This is a genomic window from Rhizobium sp. UBA1881, from assembly GCF_002338015.1.
GTDB lineage: Bacteria > Pseudomonadota > Alphaproteobacteria > Rhizobiales > Rhizobiaceae > Rhizobium.
This window is the reverse complement of record NZ_DDHH01000105.1, coordinates 707-11,798: the sequence shown is the minus strand read 5'-3', so window position 1 is coordinate 11,798 and position 11,092 is coordinate 707. Positions and strand designations below refer to the sequence as shown.

The 11,092-nt window shown below is 61.4% G+C and carries 11 protein-coding genes and 1 pseudogene; 9 read left to right on the top strand and 3 right to left on the bottom strand.

Annotated features, from left to right (window positions below; all coding sequences use genetic code 11):
- On the bottom strand, positions 1-628 hold a 628-nt coding region (locus B3605_RS12890; RefSeq protein WP_296434351.1), incomplete at its 3' end, for an alpha/beta hydrolase.
- Between the two features lie 204 nt (positions 629-832).
- Here B3605_RS12890 and B3605_RS12885 point away from each other — a divergent pair.
- The 6 genes from B3605_RS12885 (at position 833) to B3605_RS12860 (ending at position 7,407) form a co-directional block, all read left to right on the top strand.
- On the top strand, positions 833-1,999 hold the full coding sequence (locus tag B3605_RS12885) for a cysteine desulfurase family protein (RefSeq protein ID WP_112941897.1): 1,167 nt from the start codon (positions 833-835) through the stop codon (positions 1,997-1,999).
- 164 nt (positions 2,000-2,163) lie between these two features.
- Positions 2,164-3,633: a Fe-S cluster assembly protein SufB gene (sufB, locus tag B3605_RS12880; protein WP_112941589.1), complete on the top strand. Its 1,470-nt coding sequence runs from the start codon at positions 2,164-2,166 to the stop codon at positions 3,631-3,633.
- Positions 3,634-3,705: 72 nt separating this feature from the next.
- A complete protein-coding gene (sufC, locus tag B3605_RS12875; protein WP_018902233.1) occupies positions 3,706-4,461 on the top strand; it encodes a Fe-S cluster assembly ATPase SufC in 756 nt (251 codons plus the stop codon).
- A 24-nt stretch (positions 4,462-4,485) separates the two neighbouring features.
- A complete protein-coding gene (gene sufD / locus B3605_RS12870; RefSeq protein ID WP_112941588.1) occupies positions 4,486-5,760 on the top strand; it encodes a Fe-S cluster assembly protein SufD in 1,275 nt (424 codons plus the stop codon).
- A gap of 12 nt (positions 5,761-5,772) precedes the next feature.
- Positions 5,773-7,014, top strand: a complete 1,242-nt coding sequence (locus tag B3605_RS12865) for a cysteine desulfurase (protein WP_112941896.1) — start codon at positions 5,773-5,775, stop codon at positions 7,012-7,014.
- A 12-nt stretch (positions 7,015-7,026) separates the two neighbouring features.
- On the top strand, positions 7,027-7,407 hold the full coding sequence (locus tag B3605_RS12860; protein WP_018902236.1) for an SUF system Fe-S cluster assembly protein: 381 nt from the start codon (positions 7,027-7,029) through the stop codon (positions 7,405-7,407).
- A gap of 3 nt (positions 7,408-7,410) precedes the next feature.
- Here the strand turns inward: B3605_RS12860 and B3605_RS12855 are convergent, their stop codons facing one another.
- Positions 7,411-7,713, bottom strand: coding sequence for an addiction module antidote protein (locus tag B3605_RS12855; RefSeq protein ID WP_112941587.1), 303 nt, complete (start codon positions 7,711-7,713; stop codon positions 7,411-7,413).
- Positions 7,710-8,012 carry a type II toxin-antitoxin system RelE/ParE family toxin gene (locus tag B3605_RS12850; protein WP_112941586.1) on the bottom strand — a complete coding sequence of 101 codons (303 nt, stop codon included), beginning with the start codon at positions 8,010-8,012 and terminating at the stop codon, positions 7,710-7,712. Before B3605_RS12850 ends, B3605_RS12855 begins: the two co-directional genes overlap by 4 nt.
- A 152-nt stretch (positions 8,013-8,164) precedes the next feature.
- On the opposite strand from B3605_RS12850, the gene sufA reads away from it, so the two are divergent.
- From sufA to B3605_RS12835, 3 genes and pseudogenes are all read left to right on the top strand, one after another.
- A complete protein-coding gene (sufA, locus tag B3605_RS12845; protein WP_112941585.1) occupies positions 8,165-8,557 on the top strand; it encodes a Fe-S cluster assembly scaffold SufA in 393 nt (130 codons plus the stop codon).
- Between the two features lie 160 nt (positions 8,558-8,717).
- Positions 8,718-9,338 carry a LysE family translocator gene (locus B3605_RS12840; RefSeq protein ID WP_112941584.1) on the top strand — a complete coding sequence of 207 codons (621 nt, stop codon included), beginning with the start codon at positions 8,718-8,720 and terminating at the stop codon, positions 9,336-9,338.
- A gap of 906 nt (positions 9,339-10,244) precedes the next feature.
- Positions 10,245-11,092: pseudogene (locus tag B3605_RS12835) on the top strand (methyl-accepting chemotaxis protein); the annotation flags it as partial.

Below are 11,092 nucleotides of genomic sequence, written 5' to 3'. Positions count from 1 at the left end.
GGCGGTCGAGGTAGTCCTCGCATTCGCCCATCAGCGTTTCCACCTGGCCGTTGAAGAAGTGGTTGGCGCCCGGCACCGTGCGGTGGGTGATCAGGATGCCCTTCTGGGTCTTCAGCTTTTCGACCAGGCCATTGACGTCCTTCTCCGGTGCCACCTTGTCGGCGTCGCCGTTGATGATCAGGCCCGACGACGGGCACGGGGCGAGGAAGGAGAAGTCGTAGGTGTTCGGCTGCGGCGCGATCGACATGAAGCCTTCGATCTCCGGGCGGCGCATCAGGAGCTGCATGCCGATCCAAGAGCCGAAGGAATAGCCGGCGACCCAGCAGGTCTTCGAATCAGGATGCAGGCTCTGCACCCAATCCAGCGCGGAGGCGGCATCCGAGAGTTCGCCGGCGCCATGGTCGAATTCGCCCTGGCTGCGGCCGATACCCCGGAAGTTGAAGCGCAACGTCGTGAACCCGCGCTTCTGGAACATGTAGAAGAGCTGGTAGACGATCTGGTTGTTCATCGTGCCGCCGAACTGCGGGTGCGGGTGCAGGATGAGGGCAATCGGCGCGCTCTTTTCCTTGGAGGGCTGGTAGCGGCCTTCAAGGCGGCCTGCGGGGCCGTTGAAAATGACTTCGGGCATCGGTACTCCGGCTTTTATTTCTCGCGTTCGGGCTGTGCAGACTTGACGGACGTTGTCAGCTTTTCTAAAACGCAGTTTAGAACAATTCGAAACTTGCATGGCAATCCACGCAGTGTTGGATGTGTCATAAGGCAAGCCCGGCTGACTTTTCAAGGAAAATGCACCGGCTTGCCACGCAAGAACCAAGCGCAGGACGAAAAGATCATGGCGCCGGCCCGGCTCTATCTCGATTGGAACGCGACGGCACCGCTGCATCCCGCAGCGCGCGACGCGGTTCTGCGGGCGCTGGATATGTTCGGCAATCCAAGTTCTGTTCATGGCGAGGGACGCACTGTGCGCGCCGCGATCGAAGGCGCACGCCGGCAGGTAGCGGCCTTGGTCAGTGCCGATCCCGCCCATGTCGTCTTCACCAGTGGCGCCACGGAGGCCGCCAACATGGTGCTGACGCCGGATTTCCGCATGGGCCGTACGCCGATGGCGATCGGGCATCTCTATCATTCTGCCATCGAGCATCCGGCGATCCGTGAAGGCGGACGTTTCGGGAAAGACCGCACGACCGAGATCGCGGTGACCGCCGACGGCGTCGTCGATCTCGATCACCTGCAGGGCCTTCTTGATGGCCACGACAAATCGACCGGCCTGCCGATGGTCGCCGTCATGCTCGTCAACAACGAGACGGGCGTGGTGCAGCCGGTGGGCGAGGTTGCCAAGATCGTGCAGGCACGTGGCGGCCTGCTCGTGGTCGATGCCGTGCAGGCGGCAGGCCGGATCGCGCTTGATATCAATGCGCTCGGCGCCGATTTCATCATCGTCTCCTCGCACAAGATCGGCGGCCCCAAAGGCGCCGGTGCGCTGGTGTCGCGCGGCGAAGTGCTGATGCCGAGGGCGCTCATCCATGGCGGCGGGCAGGAGAAGGGTCACCGCTCGGGGACCGAGAACTCGCTTGCCGTGATCGGCTTCGGCGCGGCTGCGGAGGTGGCTGTGCGGGAGTTTGACGACCGCAATGCGCGCATCTCCGCTCTGCGAGAGCAGCTGGAAGACGGAATGCGCAACGCCGCCCCCGATGTCGTGATCTATGGCGCGGATCAACAGCGTGTCTCCAACACCACCTTCTTCACCCTGCCGGGGCTGAAGGCCGAGACCGGGCAGATCGCCTTCGATCTCGAAGGCGTGGCGCTGTCTGCGGGGGCTGCCTGCTCGTCCGGCAAGGTCGGCGAGAGCCATGTTCTGGTGGCGATGGGGCGTGATCCCAAGCTTGGGGCGCTCAGGATGTCGCTGGGTTTTTCCACGACGGAAGAGAATATCGCCAAGGCCGTCGCGACATTCACGAAGATAGCCGCGCGGCGCAAGCCGGCGGGCGAGGCGGCGTGATTGCCTGATAAAGCGTCACGACCGCCTGATAAATTTGCGAAAACGCAAATTTCCACTTGCCATTCGGGCTGAAAAGTCCCCTTTGGCCACTTACATAAGGGGCAACAAAAATTGCCCGAACGACAAGCTGCCGGACCTTTTCTCCGGCGAGATTGGAGAACGATATGCCCGCCGTCCAGGAAACGGTCGATCGCGTCCGCGAGATTGACGTCGATCAGTACAAATACGGTTTCGAGACGATCATCGAGATGGACAAGGCGCCCAAGGGCCTGTCCGAGGATATCATCCGTTTCATCTCTGCGAAGAAGCAGGAGCCGGAATGGATGCTCGAATGGCGCATGGACGCCTATCATCGTTGGCTGACGCTGGAAGAGCCGACCTGGGCGCGCGTCGATTATCCCAAGATCGATTTCAACGACATCTATTACTATGCCGCGCCGAAGTCGACGCCGGGTCCGAAGTCGCTGGACGAAGTCGATCCTGAAATTCTCAAGGTCTATGAGAAGCTCGGCATTCCGCTGAAGGAACAGGAAATTCTGGCTGGCGTCGAGCGGCCGAAGATTGCCGTCGATGCGGTTTTCGACAGCGTTTCCGTCGTCACCACCTTCAAGGAAGAGCTGAAGAAGGCCGGCGTGATCTTCATGTCGATCTCGGAAGCCATCCGCGAGCATCCCGATTTGGTGAAGAAGTATCTCGGTTCGGTCGTTCCGACCTCCGACAACTATTATGCGACGCTGAACTCGGCTGTCTTCACCGATGGTTCCTTCGTGTTCATTCCGAAGGGCGTTCGCTGCCCGATGGAGCTGTCCACCTACTTCCGCATCAACGAGAAGAACACCGGCCAGTTCGAGCGCACGCTGATCATCGCCGAAGAGGGCGCTTACGTCTCCTATCTCGAAGGCTGCACCGCGCCGCAGCGCGATGAAAACCAGCTGCATGCGGCCGTGGTCGAACTCGTTGCTCTCGATGATGCCGAAATCAAGTATTCGACGGTCCAGAACTGGTATCCCGGCGACGCTCAGGGCAAGGGTGGTATCTACAACTTCGTGACCAAGCGCGGCGATTGCCGTGGCGCGCGTTCGAAGATCTCGTGGACGCAGGTCGAAACCGGCTCGGCGATCACCTGGAAGTACCCGTCCTGCATCCTGCGCGGCGATGATTCCCGGGGCGAGTTCTACTCGATCGCCGTGTCCAACGGCCATCAGCAGATCGATTCGGGCACCAAGATGATCCATCTCGGCAAGAACACGTCGAGCCGCATCGTGTCGAAGGGTATCGCCGCCGGCGTCTCGCAGAACACCTATCGCGGCCAGGTCTCGGCCCACCGCAAGGCATCGAACGCCCGCAACTTCACGCAGTGCGATTCGCTTCTGATCGGCGACAAGTGCGGCGCCCACACGGTGCCCTACATCGAGGCAAAGAACTCGACCGCGCAGTTCGAACACGAGGCGACAACCTCGAAGATCTCCGAGGACCAGAAGTTCTACTGCCTGCAGCGCGGCATTCCCGAAGAAGAGGCGATCGCGTTGATCGTCAATGGCTTCGTCAAGGAAGTTCTGCAGGAACTGCCGATGGAATTTGCCGTCGAAGCGCAGAAGCTGATCAGCATCTCGCTTGAGGGATCTGTAGGCTGACGCCAAACCAATTGTACGAGTGGGCGCGCAGGACGCGTCCCTTTTCGAACGCTTTTCTATGGGACTATAACCATGCTTGAAATCAAGAACCTGCACGCCCGCATCGCCGAAGACGGCACCGAGATCATCAAGGGGCTGAACCTCACCGTGAAGGCGGGCGAAGTGGCTGCGATCATGGGGCCGAACGGCTCCGGCAAGTCGACGCTGTCCTATATCCTGTCCGGTCGCGACGATTACGAAGTCACCGAGGGCGAGATTCTCTACAACGGCGAGAGCATCCTCGAGCTTGACCCGGCAGAGCGCGCCTCCAAGGGCATCTTCCTGGCCTTCCAGTATCCGGTCGAAATCCCCGGCGTCGCCACCATGCAGTTCCTGAAGGTCGCGATGAACGAGCAGCGCAAGGCGCGTGGCGAGGAAGAGCTGAAGACGCCTGATTTCATGCGCCTCGTGAAGGATGCGGCCGCCAAGCTGCAGATCAACACCGAGATGCTGAAGCGTCCGCTCAACGTCGGCTTCTCTGGCGGCGAGAAGAAGCGCGCCGAGATCCTGCAGATGGCGCTGCTCGAGCCGCAGCTTTGCATCCTCGACGAAACCGACAGCGGCCTCGACATCGACGCGCTGAAGATCGTGGCCGACGGCGTCAACGCGCTGCGCTCGCCCGATCGCGCCACCATCGTCATCACCCATTACCAGCGCCTGCTCGACTACATCGTGCCGGATACCGTTCACGTTCTCTACAAGGGCCAGATCATCAAGAGCGGCGACAAGACGCTGGCGCATGATCTGGAAGCCAATGGTTATGCCGACATCATCGGAGCGGCGGCCTGATCTAGGCGGAAAGGAACTGGTCGCATGAACATGCAGACGACGACCCGCCTGACCGCCGCGGAAGCGGCGCTGATCGAGGCGTTCAACAACCAGATCGGCGAACTGCCGGGCGACGGTGCCGTGATCGCCATTCGCGACCGGCTGCTCGACGACCTGAAGACTTCGGGGCTTCCAACGCGCCGCGTCGAGGCCTGGCACTACACGGACCTGAAGACCCTGCTGCGCGCCGTGCCCGCTCAGGCCGGCGACGCCGGCTCCGACGCCCGCGATCCGCTGGTCGAGGGTTCGGCCGTGTTGCCAGTGATCCAGGGACGTCCTGATCACAAGGCACGCGCCAGCGATCTCGTGGTTTCGAGCTATGCCGAGCAGCTGTCGAACGGTTCGGCCGCCAATGGCCTTGGTGCGCTCGACAAGGACGACGCGGTCGGCCGCATCAACGGCAGCTTCGTGCGCGACGGCTACGTCATCGAGGTGCCCTCGGAGACCGCGCTTGAAGAGCCACTGGAAATCCAGTTCGTGCATGCCGGCGGTCAGACGCATACGCGCCTTCCCGTCAGCATCGGCTCGGCCGTCAAGGCGACCGTGATCGAACGTCACCTGTCGGTGGCATCGGATGCGGCGCTGGTCTCGCATGTCAGCGACGTGACCGTCGGCGAAGGCAGCGAGGTGACCTGGATCATCGTGCAGCAGCAGGGCGCTGATGACACGCATCTCGGCCAGATCCGCATTGATCTCGGTGCAGACGCCAAGCTCAAGCTGTTCGTCATCAATGCCGGCGGCCAGCTGGTGCGCCAGGAACTGCACATCAAGGTGACGGGCGAGGGTGCCGATCTGACGCTGCGCGGGATCAACCTGCTTGGCGCCGAGACGCATACCGACGTGACCATGGTGCTCGGCCACAACGTGCCGCATACGGGTTCCACCGAGATCATCCGCAACGTCGTGTTCGACCGCGCCAAGGGCGTGTTCCAGGGCATGATCCGGGTGGCACCCGACGCGCAGAAGACCGACGCGAAGATGGCGTGCAACACGCTGCTGATGTCCGACGACGCCGAATTCTCGGTGAAGCCGGAACTCGAGATCTTCGCCGACGACGTGCAGTGCGGCCATGGCGCCACCGTTGCCGATATCGACCACAACCATCTCTACTACCTGATGGCCCGTGGCATCCCGGAGAACAAGGCGCGCGCCATGCTGGTCAACGCCTTCGTTGCCGAGATCGTCGAGGAACTGGAAGACGAAGCCCTGGTCGAGGCGCTGGAAGGCGTGATCTCGGCCTGGCTCGAAAAGCACGCCTGATCGGACGAGATGATGGACAAGATAGTGCCCGCAACCGCCTATGACGTCGAAGCCATTCGCAAGGATTTCCCGATCCTTGCGAAGGAAGTGTACGGCAAGCCGCTGGTCTATCTCGACAACGGCGCCTCGGCCCAGAAGCCGCAGGTGGTGATCGACGCGATCAGCCATGCCTATTCCAACGAATACGCCAATGTGCATCGCGGCCTGCACTTCCTGTCCAACGCCGCCACCGAAGCCTATGAAGCCGCGCGCGAAAAGGTTCGCCGCTTCCTGAACGCGCCTTCGGTTGACGATATCGTCTTCACCAAGTCCTCGACCGAGGCGATCAACACGGTCGCCTATGGCTGGGGTATGCCCAATATCGGCGAGGGCGACGAGATCGTCATCTCGATCATGGAGCACCACTCCAACATCGTGCCCTGGCATTTCATCCGCGAGCGGCAGGGCGCCAAGCTGGTCTGGGTCCCCGTCGACGACGAGGGCGCCTTCCACATCGAGGCGTTCGAAAAGAGCCTGACCGAGCGCACCAAGCTCGTCGCGATCACGCATATGTCGAATGCGCTCGGCACAGTCGTTCCGGTCAAGGAGATCTGCCGGATCGCGCATGAGCGTGGCATTCCCGTGCTCGTCGATGGTTCGCAGGGTGCCGTCCACATGCCTGTCGACGTGCAGGATATCGACTGCGACTGGTATGTGATGACCGGCCACAAGCTCTACGGTCCCTCGGGGATCGGCGTGCTCTACGGCAAGAAGGATCGCCTGAAGGCGATGCGGCCGTTCCAGGGCGGCGGCGAGATGATCTTCGAGGTCACCGAGGATGCCATCACCTACAACGACCCGCCGCACCGCTTCGAGGCCGGCACGCCGCCGATCGTGCAGGCGATCGGGCTCGGCTATGCGCTCGACTACATGGACAAGGTCGGCCGCGAGGCGATTGCACGACACGAGGCGGATCTGGCGGCCTACGCCACCGAGCGGCTGCGCGACATCAATTCGCTGCGCGTCATCGGCAATGCACCGGGCAAGGGCGGGATATTTTCTTTCGAGATCGAGGGGCTGCACGCCCATGACGTCTCGACCGTGATCGACCGTCGCGGCGTTGCCGTCCGGGCCGGCACGCATTGCGCTATGCCGCTCTTGAAACGCTTCGGCGTCACCTCCACATGCCGTGCATCCTTCGGCATGTACAATACCCGCGCCGAGGTGGATGCCCTGGCCGACGCGCTTGAGTATGCGCGCAAATTCTTTGCATAAGGAGTGGTCCGCATGAGTTTGGACGACAGCGAACAGAAGATCGACGTGCGCGAAGGCATCGTGCATTCCAGCATTCCAGAAGATGAACTGGCGCGCCTCAGCGACGACGTCATCATGGCGCTGAAGACGGTCTACGACCCGGAAATTCCCGCCGACATCTTCGAACTCGGGCTGATCTACAAGATCGACATCGAGGACGACCGCATGGTCAAGATCATGATGACGCTGACAGCCCCCGGCTGCCCCGTCGCCGGCGAGATGCCCGGCTGGGTCGAAAACGCCGTCGGTTCCGTCGAGGGCGTCTCGGGCGTCGAAGTCGCGATGACCTTCGATCCGCCGTGGACGCCGGACCGGATGTCGGAAGAGGCGCAGGTGGCGGTCGGCTGGTATTGAGTCTCAGGCCGCCGATCTGCCGTCGGGCATGACGGGCGCAAGGCCGATGCCGAGCGCTTTCATCACCTTCATGATGGTGGCGAATTCGGGATTGCCCTGGCCGCTCAGCGCCTTGTAGAGCGCCGCACGGCTCATTCCGATCTCGCGTGCAAGTCCGCTCATGTTGCGAGCACGGGCGACGACGCCGAGGCTCTTGGCGATGAAGGCCGGATCCTGGGTTTCGAAGGCGGCGGCGATGAATTCCTCGATCGCTTCGCCGCTGTGGAGAAACTCGGCCGCATCGAAGGGCTGGGTTTCGATTGTCATCGTGCGTCCTTCCATTCCCGTGCGAGGCGTTTCGCCTCGATGATATCGCGGGCTTGCGTCGATTTTTCGCCACCGCAGAGCAGTACGATCAGCGTCGAGCCATGCATCGTGACGTAGATCCGATAGCCCGGACCGTAGTCGACACGCAATTCGCTGACGCCTTCACCGATCACCTTGATGTCACCGAGGTGCCCGGTTTCGACCCGTAGGAGGCGAGATGCGATCCGTGCGACGGCGCGGCGATCTTTCAGCCGTGACAGCCATTTGGCGAAAGTCACCGTTCGCAACACTGTTAGCATGAAAAATGTATCCTGTAGAGTACATCAGTCGATGAAAAAGCACTTGAAGACAATGATCTCGGCATTCGATATTGAAGCATTGATCATCGCCGCTTAAATTGACAAGAACAAGCACCGGACCTTGACCCCGGTTGCGGAAGGAGAATGGGCCTATGGGCTTTGCAGTCATGAGCATGACCGACACCGCCGCGGCGCGGGTGAAGGCGATCGTCGAGAATTCGGGACCGGAGGCGAAGGGGATTCGCGTCGGGATCAAGAAGGGCGGTTGTGCAGGGATGGAGTATACCATCGACCTCGTCACCGAACCCAACGCCAAGGACGACCTGATCGTGCGGGATGGCGCCAGCGTCTGGATCGAGCCATCGGCGGTTCTCTATCTGCTCGGCACCGAGATGGGCTTCGAGCAGACGACCCTGCGCTCCGGCTTCACCTTCACCAATCCGAACCAGACTTCTGCTTGCGGCTGTGGCGAATCGGTCGAGCTGAAGCCTGCCGATCTGGCTGCCTTGGCCGCGCGCGGCGATGCGGTGGTGCCGGCGCGGTAAACAGGGCGAAGGCGGTCGCTCATTGCCGCCATTCAATCTCTGCCGGTAGTTTATACCGGCTTTGGCTCACGGGCATCTTGTCGTAAGCATTTCGTCACAGGCCGCCGGTTTCGGCGGCTTTTTTCGTTGCGGTGCGCGCCAGAGCGTTTAAGACCGCCATATGCTTCTGCTGTTTCTCAAGGGCGCCGTGCTGGGTGTCATCATCACCGCGCCGCTTGGACCGATCGGCATGCTGTGCATCAACCGCACCCTGGAGCGCGGCTTCCTCGCCGGCTTTTCCTGTGGTTTCGGCACGGCGATCGGCGACGCCAGCTATGCGCTGGTGGCGGTGACGGGCATTGCCGTGTTCGCCGAGACCATGTCGATGGCGACCTTGCCGCTGGCGATCGGCGGCGGACTGCTGCTCTTGTTTCTCGGTTGGCGCGGGCTGACGCACGATCCGGTCGAGGCAGCCGAGATCAGGGCAGGTGGGCTCTTAGCCACCACGGTCGCGACGTTTCTGCTCACCATTTCCAATCCGGCAACGATCCTCTCCTTCGGAACGCTGTTCGCCGGCTTCGGCCTGCTGGACGAGACGAGGCGCTTCAGCTCGGTTGCGATCGTTGGTGGCGTCTTTGCCGGTTCGCTGGCCTGGTGGTTTTGCTTAAGCGGCGCCGTCAGTCTGGCGCGTGATCGGTTGTCGGAGGATTTTACGTCCAAGGTGATGCGGGCGACGAGCTGGCTGCTGATTGTGTTCGGTATCGTGGCGCTCGGTTCGGCGGCATATACGTTGCTTGGGTGATCATGCTACGCGGCATGCCTCTACCCCCGGCGGGCATTACCCCCGGTTGATACGGCATCTGATCGGACGGGGCGCCAAAAGCTGCCTCGTAAATAGTTTAGTTTTATTGACACCTTCCGGCGCCCCGTTCGGCGGTCTGCAGTCGTGTCCTGGTTCCTTTACCGGGTGATCGGCATCTTTTCAGAGATATGCTCGCGGGATTGTTCTTGTTCTTGATGCTTTCGCTCCCCGGGCATCCCGAAGGGCCGTCTTGATCGACGCCGGGAGGGCCTCCGCGGACCTGTCGCCCGCGGCACCCCGGCGCCGTTCCGCAGAACCCTTTCGGGCTCCACGGTCGGCCAGTCGCCGTCCCTTATGTGCATAGGCGCGTGGTATCGGCGAACCGACCTATGCACCCGCACACCAGCTCTTCACTGGCGGGACCATTCCGCGACGCCCCTCGTTTCACCCTGCGTCAGGGGCTTCCCGAAAGCGCCGGCCCCGCGTCGCCGGTAACGCAACCGGTGTATCCGAAGACGGGACGGGGGTGAGTGTGGCGCAGGCGGAATGCGCGGGGATGAAAAGACGGTTAGGTCACTGATTTTATTAGGGGCATACCGATTTTCATCATCATCATGCCCGTTCTTGCAGCGCTGGCGGGCCGGCTATACCGATGCAGGGTAATGGTGCACGCGATGCGGGAGATATTCCATTCGTTCCCGATAGTATTGAAATATATTGTCATACTAATCGCATCGAAATACAGATGGAGATGAGCAGTATTTCTTGTTTTCCTCCCTGTTCAGCTTCGTTGCAGAGAGCTTTTCTGTGGTTTCTTGCAGGTGAATCCGGTTATTAGAAATTAGTTCAATGTTAACTGCGCAAAACGGATATCCGTGATCGATATTTCGCTCATTGGAGGCCGAATTGTTTTCGATCCGTAATGTTTTGATTGCCGTCGTTCTTGTGATTTCAGCCGGGCTGACCGCTCTGGTGGCCAGCAAGCTTCTGACTTCGCATGCCACATACGCCAATAATGGCCAGGTCGCCGCCAATGCGCAGCTCGACAAGGCCCTGTTCCAGGCGCTGCTGGCCTTCCGCAGCGAGCGTGGCGACAGCGCGACTGCGTTGACGCTGTCCGCGGCCGACGCGGCGGGCAGCATGGAGAGCGTGCGCAAGCAGCGAGCGATCGTCGATGCGGCGCTTGCGCAGGTGAAAGATATTTCGTCCAGCCTCAGCACGGACACGCTGAAGACCGTGCTTTCCGATCTTGATGCCGGCTATGCTTCTCTGGTTTCGCTGCGCTCGTCGATCGACGCCGAACTGGCAAAGCCCGTCGACCAGCGCGATGCGTCGCTTGCGCCGCGCGTCCTGTCGGTCGGCAGCGATTTCCTTTCCAAGCTTGAAACAACATCGGCTGCCACCGAGGCCGAAATCCGCACGCTCGACAATTCGCTGATGGATCTGGTGCAGCTGCGCTACTTCGCATGGTCGGCGCGTGCCGCAGGCGGTGGAGCCACGGTCGCGGTCAATGGCGCGATATCGGGCAACCGGGCGCTTACACCGAAGGAAGCTTCGGAGCTTGTCGCGGGCGACGTGCGCATCGCTTTTGCCTGGGCATCGACCAGGATCCTCGCCGATCACCCCTCAGTTCCCGACGCGATCAAGAGCGCGGTCGCGACCGCCCAGGCCAGCTACTTCTCCGGCCCCTTCGCTGAAAAGCGCGCCGGTATCCTTGCCGATCTGACGCACGATCGTCCTTCGACGATGGGCAT